This window comes from Microbacterium sp. B35-04 (assembly GCF_010634885.1).
In the GTDB taxonomy this organism is placed as follows: domain Bacteria; phylum Actinomycetota; class Actinomycetes; order Actinomycetales; family Microbacteriaceae; genus Microbacterium.
In genome coordinates, this window is sequence record NZ_MWLP01000085.1 from 81196 (window position 1) to 96223 (window position 15028).

The 15028-nt window shown below is 71.6% G+C and carries 17 protein-coding genes; 9 read left to right on the forward strand and 8 right to left on the reverse strand.

Annotated elements, in window-relative coordinates:
* Nucleotides 1-39 precede the first annotated feature (39 nt).
* Both B1729_RS16545 and B1729_RS16550 read left to right on the forward strand, forming a co-directional pair.
* Complete coding sequence (locus B1729_RS16545; protein WP_163616749.1) at nt 40-1266, forward strand: pyridoxal phosphate-dependent aminotransferase; 1227 nt, start codon at nt 40-42, stop codon at nt 1264-1266.
* Between the two features lie 114 nt (nt 1267-1380).
* The gene (locus B1729_RS16550; protein ID WP_163616747.1) at nt 1381-1737 is read left to right on the forward strand and encodes a hypothetical protein; all 357 of its coding nucleotides are present in this window, start codon (nt 1381-1383) and stop codon (nt 1735-1737) included.
* 81 nt (nt 1738-1818) lie between these two features.
* Here B1729_RS16550 and B1729_RS16555 read toward each other — a convergent pair whose 3' ends face one another.
* The gene (locus tag B1729_RS16555; RefSeq protein ID WP_163616745.1) at nt 1819-2256 is read right to left on the reverse strand and encodes an Rv3235 family protein; all 438 of its coding nucleotides are present in this window, start codon (nt 2254-2256) and stop codon (nt 1819-1821) included.
* 129 nt (nt 2257-2385) lie between these two features.
* Between B1729_RS16555 and B1729_RS16560 the strand changes: the two genes are divergently transcribed.
* Complete coding sequence (locus tag B1729_RS16560; protein WP_163633865.1) at nt 2386-2994, forward strand: hypothetical protein; 609 nt, start codon at nt 2386-2388, stop codon at nt 2992-2994.
* A gap of 58 nt (nt 2995-3052) precedes the next feature.
* Here B1729_RS16560 and B1729_RS16565 read toward each other — a convergent pair whose 3' ends face one another.
* On the reverse strand, nt 3053-3334 hold the full coding sequence (locus B1729_RS16565) for a helix-turn-helix domain-containing protein (RefSeq protein ID WP_204259989.1): 282 nt from the start codon (nt 3332-3334) through the stop codon (nt 3053-3055).
* 98 nt (nt 3335-3432) lie between these two features.
* On the opposite strand from B1729_RS16565, the gene B1729_RS16570 reads away from it, so the two are divergent.
* Genes B1729_RS16570 through B1729_RS16580 form a run of 3 tightly spaced genes read left to right on the forward strand, consistent with a single transcriptional unit; the run spans nt 3433 to nt 6883 of the window.
* Nucleotides 3433-4065, forward strand: a complete 633-nt coding sequence (locus B1729_RS16570; protein ID WP_163633867.1) for an SAF domain-containing protein — start codon at nt 3433-3435, stop codon at nt 4063-4065.
* Nucleotides 4062-5375, forward strand: a complete 1314-nt coding sequence (locus B1729_RS16575) for a P-loop NTPase (RefSeq protein ID WP_163633869.1) — start codon at nt 4062-4064, stop codon at nt 5373-5375. Before B1729_RS16570 ends, B1729_RS16575 begins: the two co-directional genes overlap by 4 nt.
* A 23-nt stretch (nt 5376-5398) precedes the next feature.
* Nucleotides 5399-6883: a PAS domain-containing sensor histidine kinase gene (locus tag B1729_RS16580; RefSeq protein WP_163633871.1), complete on the forward strand. Its 1485-nt coding sequence runs from the start codon at nt 5399-5401 to the stop codon at nt 6881-6883.
* A 345-nt stretch (nt 6884-7228) separates the two neighbouring features.
* Here the strand turns inward: B1729_RS16580 and B1729_RS16585 are convergent, their stop codons facing one another.
* A complete protein-coding gene (locus tag B1729_RS16585) occupies nt 7229-7477 on the reverse strand; it encodes a WhiB family transcriptional regulator (RefSeq protein ID WP_018171995.1) in 249 nt (82 codons plus the stop codon).
* A gap of 257 nt (nt 7478-7734) precedes the next feature.
* Between B1729_RS16585 and B1729_RS16590 the strand changes: the two genes are divergently transcribed.
* Complete coding sequence (locus B1729_RS16590) at nt 7735-8154, forward strand: histidine kinase (protein WP_239525667.1); 420 nt, start codon at nt 7735-7737, stop codon at nt 8152-8154.
* Nucleotides 8155-8202: 48 nt separating this feature from the next.
* On the opposite strand, the gene bcp is transcribed toward B1729_RS16590, so the two are convergent.
* The 3 genes from bcp to aroA form a co-directional block, all read right to left on the reverse strand.
* Nucleotides 8203-8673: a thioredoxin-dependent thiol peroxidase gene (bcp, locus tag B1729_RS16595; protein WP_163633873.1), complete on the reverse strand. Its 471-nt coding sequence runs from the start codon at nt 8671-8673 to the stop codon at nt 8203-8205.
* A 78-nt stretch (nt 8674-8751) separates the two neighbouring features.
* Nucleotides 8752-9813 carry a ribosome small subunit-dependent GTPase A gene (gene rsgA / locus B1729_RS16600; protein WP_163616731.1) on the reverse strand — a complete coding sequence of 354 codons (1062 nt, stop codon included), beginning with the start codon at nt 9811-9813 and terminating at the stop codon, nt 8752-8754.
* A gap of 63 nt (nt 9814-9876) precedes the next feature.
* Nucleotides 9877-11247, reverse strand: coding sequence for a 3-phosphoshikimate 1-carboxyvinyltransferase (gene aroA / locus B1729_RS16605; protein WP_163616729.1), 1371 nt, complete (start codon nt 11245-11247; stop codon nt 9877-9879).
* Between the two features lie 192 nt (nt 11248-11439).
* Between aroA and B1729_RS16610 the strand changes: the two genes are divergently transcribed.
* Both B1729_RS16610 and B1729_RS16615 read left to right on the forward strand, forming a co-directional pair.
* Complete coding sequence (locus B1729_RS16610) at nt 11440-12048, forward strand: sigma-70 family RNA polymerase sigma factor (protein ID WP_204259993.1); 609 nt, start codon at nt 11440-11442, stop codon at nt 12046-12048.
* On the forward strand, nt 12045-12287 hold the full coding sequence (locus B1729_RS16615) for a zf-HC2 domain-containing protein (protein ID WP_163616727.1): 243 nt from the start codon (nt 12045-12047) through the stop codon (nt 12285-12287). Before B1729_RS16610 ends, B1729_RS16615 begins: the two co-directional genes overlap by 4 nt.
* 44 nt (nt 12288-12331) lie before the next feature.
* Here the strand turns inward: B1729_RS16615 and B1729_RS16620 are convergent, their stop codons facing one another.
* Both B1729_RS16620 and B1729_RS16625 read right to left on the reverse strand, forming a co-directional pair.
* Nucleotides 12332-13237: a diacylglycerol kinase gene (locus B1729_RS16620; protein WP_163616725.1), complete on the reverse strand. Its 906-nt coding sequence runs from the start codon at nt 13235-13237 to the stop codon at nt 12332-12334.
* Nucleotides 13234-14901: an FAD-binding oxidoreductase gene (locus B1729_RS16625; RefSeq protein WP_163633875.1), complete on the reverse strand. Its 1668-nt coding sequence runs from the start codon at nt 14899-14901 to the stop codon at nt 13234-13236. The genes B1729_RS16620 and B1729_RS16625 overlap by 4 nt, the downstream gene beginning before the upstream one ends.
* Nucleotides 14902-15028 lie beyond the last annotated feature (127 nt).

The following is a 15028-nucleotide window of genomic DNA, read 5'->3' on the forward strand; positions in this document are numbered from 1 at the left end:
CGTTCATTGGCCCTCGCCGGCCGCGGATATCCTGAAGCGATGAGTCCCCTCCGCACCCTCGATCAGTCGAGCAAGCTCCAGAACGTTCTCTATGAGATCCGTGGGCAGGCACTGGCCGAGGCCGACCGGTTGGAGGACGAGGGCTACACGATCCTCAAGCTCAACACCGGCAATCCGGCGGTGTTCGGCTTCGAGGCGCCGTTCCAGATCGTGCGCGACATGATCGAGGCGGTCCCGCACGCGCACGGCTACAGCGACAGCAAGGGCATCATGTCGGCCCGGCGCGCCGTCGTCTCTCGGTACGAGCAGGTGGCCGGCTTCCCGCAGTTCGACCCCGACGACGTGTACCTGGGCAACGGCGTCTCCGAGCTCATCACGATGACGATGCAGGCGCTGCTCGACGAGGGCGACGAGGTCCTCATCCCGGCGCCCGACTACCCGCTGTGGACCGCGATGACGAGCCTCGCGGGCGGCACGCCGGTGCACTACCGCTGCGACCCCGACGACGACTGGCAGCCCGATCTCGAGGACATCCGCGCGAAGGTGACGCCGCGCACCAAGGCGATCGTCGTGATCAACCCCAACAATCCCACGGGCGCGGTGTACACGCGCGAGGTGCTCCAGGGCATCGTCGAGATCGCGCGCGAGCACTCGCTGCTGCTCCTCTCGGACGAGATCTACGACCGGATCCTCTTCGACGACGCCCAGCACATCCCGCTCGCGACGCTCGCGCCCGACCTGCTGTGCCTGACCTTCAACGGCCTCTCGAAGACCTATCGGGTCGCGGGCTATCGGTCGGGCTGGCTTGTGATCACCGGGCCGAAGCGCCACGCCGCGGGCTTCCTCGAGGGCATCCAGCTGCTCGCCTCGACACGGCTGTGCCCGAACGTGCCCGCGCAGCACGCGGTGCAGGCGGCCTTGTCGGGGGTGCAGTCGATCGACGCGCTCATCGCCCCCGATGGCCGGCTCCACGAGCAGCGGGATGCCGCGTGGGAAGGCCTCGAGCGCATCCCCGGCGTGACCTGCTCCAAGCCGAAGGGCGCGCTCTACGCCTTCCCGCGACTCGATCCGAACGTCTACGAGATCCGCGACGACGCCAGGCTCGTCTACGACTTCCTCGTCGCCGAGCACGTGCTGCTCGTCCAGGGGACCGGCTTCAACTGGCCGACTCCCGACCACCTGCGCATCGTCACGCTGCCGGAGGCTCGCGTGCTCTCGGAGGCGATCGAGCGGCTCGGCAACTTCCTGTCGTCCTACAAGCAGTGAGGATGGGGTCGGCTCGGCGAGCGGACCCGCAGATGAGCAGGGGAGAGGATGCCGCGGGCCGCGGCGTCCGTCAAGAGCCTCGCCGACAGCCGGCCGCCGACATACCGTCGCAGCATGTCCATCGAACTGAACCAGCCGGCGCTGCGCCACGCGCGAGCGCTCATCCGGGACGGCAAGGTCGTTCGCGACGAACGCGACGATTGGTCGGAAGCGGCACCCACAGCCGAGGAGGAGAACTCGTTCATCGAGCGAGAAGGATGGACCCAGTACTCCCACTGGCATCTCGGGGTCGACCGACGAGAGAACGATGAGACCAAGAAGGCGTACTCGTTCCCCTTCGGCGACTTCACGCGCGTGCATCGATCGGGCGTGATCTCGGCCGAGAGCCGCGCCGGCCAATACGACCACTATGAGATCCGCGACGCGCTGCGGTCGCTCCTCGAGCTCATCGACAAGGACAAGGGGGACTGACGGCGGGGCCGGCCGCATCGTCGAGGCCGGCTCCGCCGCCGGGTCAGCTGCCGCGTCGTCCGCGGCGGAGGGTGCGCGGTCTCAGAGGAGCGCGAGGGATGTCGCGCGCCAGCGCCCGTCCATGCCCTCGATCCGCACCGCGAGGGCTCGCGTGCGCGCGGGACCCCGCACGACGACGACCGCTTCGATGATGCCGTCGGCGGGCGAGGACTCGTGCACCGACAGGATCGTGTGCACCGGTCGCTTGGCCGCGACGCCGCGCGCGCTGCGCGCTCTCGCCGCCAGGTTCGCTCGCGCGACGAGCTTGCGGTACGCGTCCTCGGTGAGCCAGCGCGCCAGCTGATCGACTTCGCGTACTCCGGCGAACACCTCGAGCACGCCGACGGTGAGGTTGCGCAGAAATGGCTCCGGTACGGGGAGCGCTGTGGAGGGCGTCCGCTGCGGCGCGAAGAACTCCGCGAGCTGCGTACTGCGGAACGCGTGGGGTGCGCGGGCGGTGCCCGCGGGCATCGTTGCCATGGGTTCCTATCTCGACAGGGGGGATGTCTTCCGCACAGTAGAACACACGGCGAACTCACAGGAAAATCGGCACGGCGCACCTGTGGATAACTCACCGGGCGATTCCGTGGCCTGCCCTACTCTCACTGAGTGCGCTGGGACCGATTCTTCGACGACCTCGAGGATCAGCTCGCGTCCGAATGGGAGGCCGAGCGCGCCGCCCTCGACACGGAGGCCGAGCGCCTGCGGCTCTCGCGCGTGCAGCTCGCCGAGCGGCTGACCCTGCTCACGGCACGTGACGCGCCCGCCCCTGCCGTGGCGTCGTTCGACCTCGCGGACGGCGCGACCGTGCGCGCCGTGGTCACGGGAGTGGGTGCGGACTGGGTGGGGCTCGCGCTGGCGGAGGGGCCCGGCGGCGCGGTGATCGTGCCGTTCTCGGCGATCTCGTCGATCGGGATGCCGCATGCCGATCTGCTGCGCACCGCACGACCGGCGCCGCCTCGATCCCCGCTGGCCGACCGGCTGACCTTCGGGTTCGTGCTGCGCGACCTCGTACGGCGCCGTGCGGGAGTGGCCGTGCACCTCGTGTCGGGGCGACTGCTCACCGGCACGATCGACCGCGCCGGCGCCGACCACCTGGACCTGGCGCTGCACGAGGCCGGGGCGCCACGGCGGAGCGACGCCGTCGCGGGCTACCGCCTAGTGCCGTTCGGTTCGATCGCCTGGATCCGGGCGGACGAGGCGCCCTCGCTGCCCTGACCGGCCCACCGGGTCGCCCGCGGGCAGCGTCGGCGGCCACACGGGGAGGTGAGTCGGCTCAGTCCTGCTTGCGGACGAAGCCGCTGCCCCACAGTTCCGGGAAGCTGGCGGTCTGCGACTGCCGCCACAGCGCCATCCGCCGCGCCTCCTCCGCCTGCTCGTCGAGGTATTCGCCCACGCTCGCCGCTTCCACGCGCCAGCGCGCGGGAGCGCCCACCCGAAGGCCGCGCAGGCGACCCTCGAGCACGAGTGCCATGACCTCGTCGACGGAGACGCCGAGCACCTCGCCCACCTGAGCGGGGGCGAGCAGACGCACGTTCGACGTCGGGTCATCGGACATGCCCCCATTATGGACCCGCCCCCCTGAGGAGGATCCGGGGCCCGGCGCCCTGTGGATAACGGCCGACGTCGTCTGGCCGAGTCGAGGACGATGGACCCATGACGGCCCACAGCGACCCTGTCCGAACCCCGCGACGCGCCTTCTGGGGCGACGCGCGCTTCTTCCTCGGCGTGCTTCTCGTGGCGGCATCCGTCATCGGCGTGTGGCTCGTGGTCTCAGCCGCGCGGCAGACGGTGCCGGTGTACGCGGCCGCCCACACGATCGTGCCCGGCGAGGCGATCGGTGCGGGCGACTTCACGGTGGTCGACGTCGCGCTCGGGCCGCTGGCGGGCACCTACCTCACCGCCCACGACCTGGATGGGTCGCAGGTCGCCACGCGCACGATCGAGGCGGGCGAGCTGGTGCCGGCGGCATCCGTCGGCGATCCGGCCGACGCACGTACTACGAGCGTCGTCGTCCGCAGCGCCGTCGATGTGCCGGCGTCGGTCGAGGCGGGCACCGTCGTCGAGCTGTGGTCCGCTCCGCTCCTCGAGCAGGGTGCGTACGACGAGCCGCGGATCCTGGTCGCGGACGCGACCGTGGTGTCGGTGACGCGCGACGACTCGATGATGGGGGGCGGTGCTGCCGCCCTCGAACTGGTCATCCCCCGGGGGGACGTGCCGGCGACGCTCGCCGCGATGTCCGACGAGTCGGCCCTCTCGATCGTGCCGACGATGGGCGCCGGCTCGTGAGAGTCGTCGTGGCCGTGGATGACGCGGCGCTGCTCGTCGAGGGACTGCGCCGCGAGGGCATCGACGTGATCGCGGTGGTCACGGCCGGCGCGCCCGCCCTCGCCGCGGCGGACGGGATGCTGGGCACCGACGCCGAGACGCTGCTGCGAGCCCTCGCCGACGCTGACGCCCTGGTCGTCTCGGTGTCGCGCGCGACCATGTCGCCGACCGTCGTCGCCCTCTGCGACCGTGCGGGCACACGCGTCGTGCCGCTGGTCGACGATGCGGCGGGGGAGCGCGTCGCGGCGGCGTGCGGGCTGGAAGCGCCGCTGAGCCGGCACATCGAGCCGTGGCGCATCGCCGAGGCGCTCTCCGCCGCTCCGGCTGCGTCGGCGCCCTCGCCCGCACCCCGCCCGCAGCCGCGCGTGATCGCCGTCTGGGGAGCGGCCGGTGCTCCCGGGCGCTCCACGGTCGCCACCGAGCTCGCCGTCGAGCTCGCGCGCGGAGGCCGCCACGTGGCGCTGGTCGACGCCGACACGCACGCGCCGTCGCTCGCTCTCACACTGGGCCTCGCCGACGAGGGGCCCGGATTCGCCGCGGCCTGCCGGCAGGCCGAGCTCGGCGGCCTCGACGCCCGCGAGCTCACCCGCATCGCGGTGCCGCTCGGTCGCACCGGTGTCGACGTCCTCACCGGCATCAACAGGCCGTCGCGCTGGCCCGAGCTGAGCGATCGGCGCGTGGCCGCGGCGCTCGCCGCCTGCCGCGAATGGGCCGACTACACCGTGGTCGACGTCGCGTCGTCGCTGGAGCGCGACGAAGAGATCGTGAGCGACCTCGACGGTCCACGGCGAAACGCGGCCACCCTCGCCGCACTGCGCAGCGCCGATCTCGTCGTCGCCGTCGTTGCCGCCGATCCCGTCGGCATCGCGCGCTTCCTCCGTGGTCACGCCGACCTGCGGGCGACGATCGGCGCCACGCCCGTGGCGGTCGTCGCGAACCGCCTCCGTCCCGGCACGCTGGGCATCGACGCCCGCGGGCAGGTGCGCCGCACCCTTGATCGGTTCGGCGGCATCGAAGACGTCTGGTTCCTCCCGCAGGATCCCAGATCGACGGATGCCGCGATCCTCGCGTCGCTCCCGATCGCCGAGGTGGCGCCGCGCTCGCCGCTCACCCTGGCGCTGCGTCGCTTCGTCGGCGAGGCGGTCGTGCCCGCGCCCGAGCCGCAGCGGGCGGCGAGCAACGGCCGCCGCGGCGTCGGCAGTGGGCGCGGCCGTCGCGCCGCGCGCCCGGGCGCCGACGAGGTCGCTCGCGTCGGCGCGCCGGTGGGGTGAGCCCGGCGCTCTAGGCTGGATGGGTGTCGACCCTCAGCGATCTCGTCTACGCCCAGGGCCGCTCCAGCGAAGAAGACGTGGAGTGGCTGCACCGTCTCGCGGGGGATGGTCAGCTCCTCGCCGATCTGGCCTTCGCCGACATCGTGCTCTGGGTGCCGACATCCGACGACTCGTTCGTCGCCGTGGCCCACACGCGGCCGGGGGGCGCGGCCACTCTCTTCTACCGCGACATCGTCGGCGACCGCGTGCGGCCGCAGTGGCGCACGCAGGTGCGCGAGGCGTTCCAGTCCGGCGGCATCGTCGACTCCTCTTCGCCCGACTGGTTCGAAGAGACGCCGACGCGGGTGCGCGCCGTTCCCGTCACACGCAAGCGCGGCACGGCCGCGACGGTGATCGGGGTGCTCACCCGGCACACGAACCTCGGCGAGGCGCGCATCCCCTCACGCCAGCAGATCACCTTCAACGACTGCGCGGACGACCTCTTCGGAATGATCGCGTCGGGCGACTTCCCCGACCTCGCCGCGCCCACCTCGCCGCGCCGCGGCGCCCCTCGCGCATCCGACGGCCTGGTGCGGCTCGACGTGGACGGCATCACGACGTTCGCGAGCCCCAACGCGCTGTCGGCTTTCAACCGACTCGGGTTCGACGATGAGCTCGAGGGGGAGTCGCTCGTCGAGGTCGTCACCGCCATCCTGCCGACGAAGCGCCAGTTCGACGAGTCGCTGCCGGTGGTCGTCACCGGGCGCGCCCCCTGGCGCGCCGACCTCGAGGCGCGGGGCGTGACGGTGTCGCTGCGCACCATCCCGCTACGCGATCACGGCACGCGCATCGGCGCCATCGTGCTGTGCCGCGATGTGACGGAGATCCGCCACCAGGAGCAGGAGCTCATCACCAAGGACGCCACGATCCGCGAGATCCACCACCGCGTCAAGAACAACCTGCAGACCGTCGCGTCGCTGCTGCGCATCCAGGCGCGGCGCTCGCACAGCGAGGAGGCGCGCGAGGCGCTCACGCAGGCGATGCGCCGCGTATCGGCCATCGCCGTCGTGCACGACACCCTGTCCGAGGGACTGGCGCAGAACGTCGACTTCGACGAGGTGTTCGCGCGCGTGCTGAAGCTCGTCGCCGAGGTTGCGGCGGCTCCCAACACCCGTGCGCGCACGCACTCGTCGGGACGCTTCGGCACGCTTCCGAGCGAGTACGCCACGCCCCTGGCGCTCGCTCTCACCGAGCTCGTCACCAATGCGGTCGAGCACGGGCTGGCCGGTCAGGAGGGCGACGTCGAGATCATCGCCGAACGCGGCGACGAGCGGCTCGAGGTGCGCGTGCGCGACACGGGCTCGGGACTGCCGGAAGGCCAGGTCGGCCGCGGTCTGGGCACGCAGATCGTGCGCACGCTCATCCAGGGTGAGCTCGGCGGCACGATCGACTGGCACACGATCATGGGCAGCGGCACCGAAGTGACGATCGACATTCCGCTGCGCTACATCGACCGCACTCCCGGCTGAGCACGAGAGAAGCGGATGCCGCGGCGCCCTGTGGCGCCGCGTTCGGCGAGGCCGCGGCCCGCCGCCGCCAAGGTCCGCGTGTGCTCGCCCGGCGTAGCCACGGCCCCGGCGTGTGCCTCGCCCGGCGGTCGCCCGGGCCCCCGGCGTCCGTAGATTCTGGCTCGTTCTCACCGAGCCGGGGGATTCGCGGCGAGACCGGGGACATCGCGCTCGGTATCGACGGGAATCTCCTGGCTCGCCGAAGCAGCGGCCCTGGCGTCCGGAGCGAGGAGGCTCCGCGCGCGCAGGCCGCACACGCGACGACACCCGGGCGCCGAGGCGGCCGGGTGTCGTCGTGAAAATGCGTCAGGAGGCGCGGCGGGCGCGAGCCGCGCGGCGCTTCAGGGCGCGGCGCTCGTCCTCGGAGAGGCCTCCCCATACGCCCGAGTCCTGTCCGGTCTCGAGGGCGTACTGCAGGCAGATCTCGGTGACTGTGCATCGAGCACACACCGACTTGGCCTTCTCGATCTGATCGACGGCCGGACCGGTGTTCCCAACGGGGAAGAACAGTTCGGGGTCGACGGTCAGGCAGGCGGCCTTGTCGCGCCAGTCCATGGTGGTGCTCCTTGTAACAGAGGGGTGGGATTCGGGTTCGGTTCGGGTCCGATACCCTGTGGGATGTGCGAGATTGACTCGCCCCACGTCGCTGTGGGAGCACACGGCTTCACCAATCGTCCCATAGCGGTTTACCTGAATCAAGGGTTGATCGGCGGGTTTGTGTAGGACTTGCTGAGTGTTCCCCCTGTGGTGTGGAGGGTTCGCACAAACCACTGGCCGGCGTGAGAGGAAGTCGACGGAGAATGCGGACAAACGTGTCCGGAAAGATCGCCGCGGTGCTGGTCGGGCTCGAGGGACTGGGCCTGATGGCGCTCACGGTGCGCGAGGTCGTCGCCATCGCGGCGGGCGATACCGGATCGATCGAGAGTGCGATCGCGCTCGCCGTGCTGACGCTCGTGGGCGCCGCGGCCGTGCTGGCCTTCGCCCTGGCCATCTGGCGCGGCCAGTCCTGGGGGCGTTCCGGCGGCATCGTCACCCAGCTGCTGATCCTGGCGGTCGCCTTCGGTGCAGCCACCGGCAGCTTCGCCGATCCGTCGATCGCCTGGGCGCTCGCCATCCCGGCGCTCATCGTGCTGGTGCTGCTCGTGCTGGCAGTGCGCGACGCCGGACGTGCGGCACGACGGCAGGACAGTCGCGAGACCGACGGCGATGCGCCGGGTGCGGCATCCCGCTGATCCCGTCTCTGCACCGACGGCTCGGCCGCCGTCACGGAGCGTGAGCCGTCAGACGCCGAGCAGTGCGCGGACGCGCGCCACGTGACCGGTCGCGCGCACGTTGTACAGCGCGTGTGCGATGCGCCCCTTCTCGTCGATGACGAAGGTGGACCGGATGACGCCCATGAAGGTCTTGCCGTAGTTGACCTTCTCGCCCCACACGGCGTACTTCTCGTGCACCTTGTGGTCGGGGTCGCTCAAGAGGTCGTAGGTCAGGCCGTCGCGCTCGCGGAATCGCCGGAGCTTCTCGGGCTGGTCGCGCGAGATGCCGAAGATCGTGTAGCCGGCGGCCTGCAGCGGCGCGAGGCTGTCGCGGAAGTCGCACGCCTCCTTCGTGCACCCGGGCGTCATCGCCTCGGGATAGAAGAAGAGGATCACCGGCCCACCCCGGAGGTCCTTCAGCGTCACGGCCCGCTCATCCTGATCGACGAGGGTGAAGGCGGGCGCGAGGGAGCCGGGTTCGAGGCGCGTCGTGGTCACGCTTCCACTCTAGGCGCGGGCTCGCCGACGAACCGCTGAGCCAGGCAGGGCCGGCCGGGTATGTGTCCGGGCGGCGGATTATGAGCCGGACTTGTGGGACTTTTCGGCGAACGTCTCGAGGAGTCGCTGCAGCGAGTCCAGGCGTGCCGGCCCGCCGGGGCCGAGCCGCCCCTCTTCGACCGCCTCGACGATGGCGCAGTCGGGAGCGTCGGGCAGGTGCGTGCAGCCGCGAGGGCACTCCTCGGCGACCTCGGCGAGGTCGGTGAACGCACGCAGGATGTTGGTGGGGTCGACGTGGCCGAGGCCGAACGAGCGGACCCCGGGGGTGTCGATCACCCAGCCGTTGCCGCCGTCGCCCCGGTAGCGCAGCGACACCGTCGAGCTCGAGGTGTGACGACCCCGCCCGGTCACCACGTTCACGTGGCCGGTCGCCCGCCGTGCGTCCGGCACGAGGGCGTTCACGAGCGTCGACTTGCCGACGCCCGAGTGCCCGACGAACACGGTCGAGTGCCCCTCGAGCGCTGCGCCGATCCGACCGAGGGGCATTTCGTCGCGCCCGCTGGTGAACACCACCAGGTCGAGCCCGTCGAAGTGCGCGAGAAACGCCGCGGGGTCGGCGAGGTCGGTCTTCGTCACGACGAGGAGGGGACGGATGCCGGCATCCAGTGCCGCAACGAGGTACCGGTCGACGAGCCGCGGTCGGGGTTCGGGGTCGGCAGCGGCGACCACGACGAGCATCTGGTCGGCGTTGGCGACGACGACGCGCTCCACCTGGTCGGTGTCGTCGGCGCTGCGCCGCAGCAGCGACGTGCGCTCCTCGATGCCGACGATGCGGGCGAGGGTGCCTTCGTCGCCGGTCGCGTCGCCCACGACGCGGGCGCGGTCGCCATTGACGATCGGGGTCTTGCGCAGCTCTCGCGCACGCACGGCGAGCACCGTGCGCTCCTCGGGCAGGTCTTCGTCGAGGAGAACCGTGTAGCGGCCGCGGTCGACGCCGAGCACGCGGGCGATCTGGGCGTCGCTGTGCGCCGGCCGCCGCTTCGTGCGGGGGCGGTTCGCCTTGGGGTTGGGCCGCATCCGGATGTCGGCCTCGTCGAACTCGGAATCGTCGTCGTCGTCGAGGTCGTCGAGCCAGCTCATTCCGTCGTCCTGGGTCGCTTCACCGTGTCATCCCGATCGCTCCGCCACCGACTCCGCTGCCGCTCACGAGGCGCGCATCGTCTCCTCGGACACGCCGTCCGCATGCTCGCCGTCGAGCATGCGCTGCCAGATCTGCGGGAACTCGGGCATGGTCTTTGCCGTGGTGCCGATGTCGTCCACCTCGACGCCGGGCACGGCGAGCCCGATGAGGGCACCGGTCGTCGCCATGCGGTGGTCATGCGAGGCGTGCCACACACCGCCGTGCAACGGCCGCGGCACGATGCGGATGCCGTCGGGCAGCTCTTCCGCCTCGCCGCCGAGGCCGCGCAGTTCAGCGACCAGCGCCGCGATCCTGTCGGTCTCGTGCCCGCGGATGTGGCCGATGCCGTGGAGGGTCGAGGGCGACTCGGCGAAGGCGGCCAGCGCGAAGATCGTGGGGGTGAGCTCGCCCGCGGCCGACAGGTCGAGGTCGACGCCCTGGATGCCCGTGCTCCCGGTGACGGTGAGTGCGCCGCCGCGGCGGACGGCGCGGGCGCCCATCAGCGACAGTATCTCGGTGAGCATGGCGCCCGGCTGCGTCGAGTGGGCCGGCCATCCGGTGACGGAGATCGATCCGCCGACGATCATCGCCGCGGCGAGGAATGGCGCCGCGTTGGACAGGTCGGGTTCGATCGCGACATCCTTGCCGCGGATCGCGCCTGCCGGCACGATCCATTCGCCGACGCCCGGACGCTCGACGTGCACGCCGCGGTGGGCGAGTGCTTCGACCGTCATGTCGATGTGCGGGATGCTCGGAAGCCGCGCGCCGGCGTGGCGGAGCTGCAGGCCGACGTCGAATCGCGGGGCGGCGAGCAGCAGGCCCGACACGAACTGGCTCGAGGCGCTGGCGTCGATCGTGACCTCGCCGCCGCGGACGTGACCGTGCCCGCGGATGCTGAACGGCAGGGACCAGTGGCCACCGTCGTCGATGTCGACGCCGACGTCGCGCAGCGCCGTGATCATCGCGCCCATCGGGCGGTGCAGGGCGCTCTCGTGCGCCGTGACGGTGACGTCGCCGCGGGCGAACCCGCCGAGCCCGGCGACGAAGCGCATGACGGTGCCGGCTTGTCCGCAGTTCACCTCGGTGCCGCCGCGCAGCGGCCACACCGGCGTCACCTCGATGTCGTCGCCGTACAGTCCGGCGCCGGGGACGAGCTCGATGCCGACGCCGAGCGAGCGCAGGGCGTCGATCATGCGCGCCGAGTCGTCGGAGTGCAACGGCGCGATCAGGCGGCTCGGAGCGTCGGCGAGTGCGGCGAGGATGAGCTCGCGATTCGTCAGGGATTTCGAGCCGGGGACGGTCACCGTCGCATGCAGCGGACCGTCCGCGACGGGGGCGTGCCAATGGCCGCGCTCGATCGGCGCGGAGGTCGGGGAATACGCGTCGGCTGTCATCGGGTTCTACCCTACTGAACGGCTCCGATACGACGCGTAATGCAGGTCGACACGGGCCGCGAGCCACTCACCGAATGGAGCTGGATGTTCGCCACTCTCGACCGCCTCGACCTCGAGGCGCCGCCGTTGCACAGCGGGCCCGTCGCGCCGGGCCCCGGCGGCCTGGAGGCCGCCGCCGTAGACTGGCGCGTGATGAGCGACCCGATCGACCAGACGGACCAGGTGCAGGATCCGCGCGCGCAGTTCGAAGAGCAGGCACTGCCCTTCATGGACCAGCTGTACGCCGCCGCCATGCGCATGACTCGCAACCCCGCGGATGCGGCCGACCTCGTGCAGGAGACCTTCGTCAAGGCTTTCGCCTCGTGGAAGACGTTCACGCAGGGCACGAACCTCAAGGCGTGGCTGTACCGCATCCTGACCAACACCTACATCAACACCTATCGCAAGAAGCAGCGCGAGCCGTACCAGGGCACGATCGACGACCTCGAGGACTGGCAGCTCGGCGGCGCCGAGTCGACCACCGCGTCGAGCACCCGCTCGGCCGAGGCAGAGGCGATCGACCACATGCCCGCGTCGGTCGTGAAGGACGCGCTGCAGTCCATCCCGGAGGACTTCCGGCTGGCGGTGTACCTCGCCGACGTCGAGGGCTTCGCCTACCAGGAGATCGCCGACATCATGAAGACCCCCATCGGCACGGTCATGAGCCGTCTGCATCGTGGCAGGCGGATGCTTCGTGAACTACTGGCCGACTACGCAAAAGAGCGCGGCATCGCGACTGCCGCCACGAGGAGCACGAAATGACCGACTGCGGCTGTGAGAAGGCGCGGCGCGACCTGGAGGAGTACCTGCGACACGAGGTCTGCAAGACCGAGCAGGGCGACATCGCCGAGCACCTCGAGAACTGTGCGGGCTGTCGAGACGAGGCTCTCGTCGCACGGACGCTCACCGAGGTGATCGCTCGGGCATGCAAGGAGAGCGCACCCGAAGAGCTCCGCGATCAGGTGCTGGCCAAGCTGCGGGCGGTCCAGGCGACGCACTGACGCGCGGCGTTCGCAGCCGCGGTGCGGCGCGGTGGCGCCGGCCGTCAGCCGGACGGTGTGAAGATCGTGAGCGCGCCGGGCACCACGTCGATCGTGAGCGGCAGCGCCCCGATCGGGTCGCCGTCCGCGTAGGCCGTGACGCCCGGTGACGAGAGTCGCACCGAGCGCACGCGCCGGATCGACACCTCAGGCACCCCGACGTGCGTGCCGCGGTAGACCCGCGGCAGCAGCCGCAGCAGACGCAGACGGCCGGCCGGGCGCACCAGCACGAGATCGAGCAGCCCGTCGGCCGGGTCGGCGTCCGGGCAGATCGGGATGCCGCCCCCGTAGGTGCGCCCGTTGCCGACCGTCGCCATCACGAGGTCGCCGCTCAGAGTTTCTCGTGTGCCGTCTGCCAGCTCGACGTCGACCTCGTACGGGATGCCGGCGAGAGTCAGGAACTCGACGAGGATCGCGATGTTGTACCGCGAGCCGCCGCGCGGCCATCGCATCGCGTTGGCGCGGTCGTTGACCTTCGAATCGAAGCCGCTGGCCAGCACCGAGCCGAAGTACTGCGTCGAGCCGTCGCCCCGGGTCACGCGGGCGAGGTCGATGCGCCTCGTGCGCCCACCGGCGATGGTGTCGGCGGCCGCCGTGACGTCCAGCTCACGCAGCCCGAGGGTAGCGGCGAAGTCGTTGCCGGTGCCGGACGGGACGATGCCCAGCGGGATGCCGGTGCCCGCGACCTCCTGGATCGCGAGGTTGACGGTGCCGTCGCCACCCGCGACCGCCACGGCGTCCACGCCGACCTGGATCGCGGCGCGCAGCAGCGCGGAGGATTCGGCTGCGCTGCCGCCGCTGAGGATGGACGTCTGCACGCCGTGGGTGCGCAGGCGTTCGGCCGCGCGGGTCGCAGCGCCCGTGTGCGCCCCGGCGCGTGCAGCGGGATTGACGAGGAGCGCGACCCTCATGCGCGGTCGGCCGTCGGGGCCGGGGTCACGAGAGCGCCGGGGTTCATGATGCCGGTCGGATCGAGGACGCCCTTCACCGCACGGAGCACCTCGACCCCGAGCGCGCCGATCTCGGCTTCGAGGTACGGGCGATGGTCGCGCCCCACGGCGTGATGGTGGGTGATCGTGCCGTGGCTCTCGGCGATCGCGCGGGACGCGGCATCCTTCGCCGTCGCCCACTGCGTCTGCGGATCTTCGGTGAGCGCGGCGACGACGGTGAAGTACAGCGAGGCCCCCGCGGGGTACACGTGGGAGATGTGGCACAGCACGATGGGCTTGGTGCCGATCTCGGTGAGAGTCTCGGTCAGCGCGGCCGTGACGGCGCGCTTGAGCGCGGGCAGGTGCGTCCAGGTGGTCGCGGTCTCGAGGGTCTCGGCGAGGATGCCACTGTCCATGAGTGTGTCGCGCAGCGCCGGAGAGGCGAACCGGCCGCGCTCCCACGATCGGGCGGGATCCTCGCCGCGCGAGGTCGCGCCGTGTGCGGTGAAGACCGCGTCGAGGTCGTCGCGCGTGCCTTCGGCCTCGGAGGCGGTCGCTCCCTCGAAGGTGGCGACGGCCAGGCTCCCGCGCAGGCGGGTGAGATGCCCGCCCATCGCGGCGTTCACGCGCGTCTCGGTCTCGTCGCTCAGCCGCAGCACGGTGGGACGGATGCCGCGCTGCGTGGCTTCGCGGAACGCCGACGCTCCACTGGCGAAGTCCGGGAACGACCATGCGCGGTAGACGGTCGCCGCCGGAATCGGGCGGACGCGGACCGTGACCTCGGTCAGGACACCGAAGGCGCCCTCCGATCCCAGGAGGAGCTGGCGGAGGTCGGGGCCGGCAGCGCTCGCGGGGGAGCGGCCGAGGGTGAGATCACCGGCCGGCGTGGCTACGCGGAGAGCGTGGACGAGATCGTCGAAGCGGCCGTAGCCGCGCGACGCCTGACCGCTCGACCGCGTCGCCGCGTAACCGCCGAGCGAGGCGTACGCGAAGCTCTGCGGGAAGTGGCCGAGGGTGAGGCCGCGCGCTCCGAGCAGCTCCTCGGCTTGCGGACCGGTGGTGCCGGCCCCGAAGGTCGCGAGGAGGGAGACTTCGTCGAGCGCGAGCAGGGCGGCGGTGCGGGTGAGGTCGAGCGCGATCACTGCGCGGTGCGCGCCTCGCGCGGGGTCGACGCCGCCGACGACCGACGTGCCGCCGCCGAAAGGGACGACGGCGATATCGCGTTCGGCGCAGAGGCTGAGCACCGCGGCGACTTCGTCGTGGCCGGCCGGCGAGGCGACGGCGTCGGGGGCGGCCTGGGGGTCGTCCAGCCGGCGGCGCAGCAGGTCGGGGGTGCTCTTGCCTCCGAGGTGCTGCAGCCGCACCTCGTCGTCGGGCGTCACCTGATCACGGCCCACGACCCCGGCGAGGGCGTCGAGATCGGCGCCCGACAGCCGCGACGGCGTCAGGGCCGGCACGGCGCGGCGCCGCACGGGATGCGCCTTGCCGGGCAGGACGGTCGCGACGATGGCTTTTGCCGCCGCGGGCAGACGGGCTGCTTCCGAGCCCCAGGCGTCCCAGGCGCCCCGGGGACGCGGTGCCGGCACCGCGAGGGGACGCGGGGGAGCAGCGTCGCTGGGGGGATCGGTGTGCGCCGTCGCAGCCATGGCGACAGTATGACACGATCTGTATGGTTGTCACATGGCCGATGGAGTGCCCGACACCGAGACCGCGATCCTCGACGCTGCGCTCGAGGAAGTGCTGGCGCACGGAATACGCCGGACGACGGCATCC

What these genes read in the sequence shown, in the direction of transcription:
- B1729_RS16545 (WP_163616749.1), top strand. Translation starts at nt 40, where the DNA reads ATGAGTCCCCTCCGCACCCTCGATCAGTCGAGCAAGCTCCAGAACGTT.
- B1729_RS16550 (WP_163616747.1), top strand. Translation starts at nt 1,381, where the DNA reads ATGTCCATCGAACTGAACCAGCCGGCGCTGCGCCACGCGCGAGCGCTC.
- B1729_RS16555 (WP_163616745.1), bottom strand. Translation starts at nt 2,256, where the DNA reads ATGGCAACGATGCCCGCGGGCACCGCCCGCGCACCCCACGCGTTCCGC.
- B1729_RS16565 (WP_204259989.1), bottom strand. Translation starts at nt 3,334, where the DNA reads ATGTCCGATGACCCGACGTCGAACGTGCGTCTGCTCGCCCCCGCTCAG.
- B1729_RS16570 (WP_163633867.1), top strand. Translation starts at nt 3,433, where the DNA reads ATGACGGCCCACAGCGACCCTGTCCGAACCCCGCGACGCGCCTTCTGG.
- B1729_RS16585 (WP_018171995.1), bottom strand. Translation starts at nt 7,477, where the DNA reads ATGGACTGGCGCGACAAGGCCGCCTGCCTGACCGTCGACCCCGAACTG.
- rsgA (WP_163616731.1), bottom strand. Translation starts at nt 9,813, where the DNA reads ATGAGCTGGCTCGACGACCTCGACGACGACGACGATTCCGAGTTCGAC.
- aroA (WP_163616729.1), bottom strand. Translation starts at nt 11,247, where the DNA reads ATGACAGCCGACGCGTATTCCCCGACCTCCGCGCCGATCGAGCGCGGC.
- B1729_RS16610 (WP_204259993.1), top strand. Translation starts at nt 11,440, where the DNA reads ATGAGCGACCCGATCGACCAGACGGACCAGGTGCAGGATCCGCGCGCG.
- B1729_RS16615 (WP_163616727.1), top strand. Translation starts at nt 12,045, where the DNA reads ATGACCGACTGCGGCTGTGAGAAGGCGCGGCGCGACCTGGAGGAGTAC.
- B1729_RS16620 (WP_163616725.1), bottom strand. Translation starts at nt 13,237, where the DNA reads ATGAGGGTCGCGCTCCTCGTCAATCCCGCTGCACGCGCCGGGGCGCAC.
- B1729_RS16625 (WP_163633875.1), bottom strand. Translation starts at nt 14,901, where the DNA reads ATGGCTGCGACGGCGCACACCGATCCCCCCAGCGACGCTGCTCCCCCG.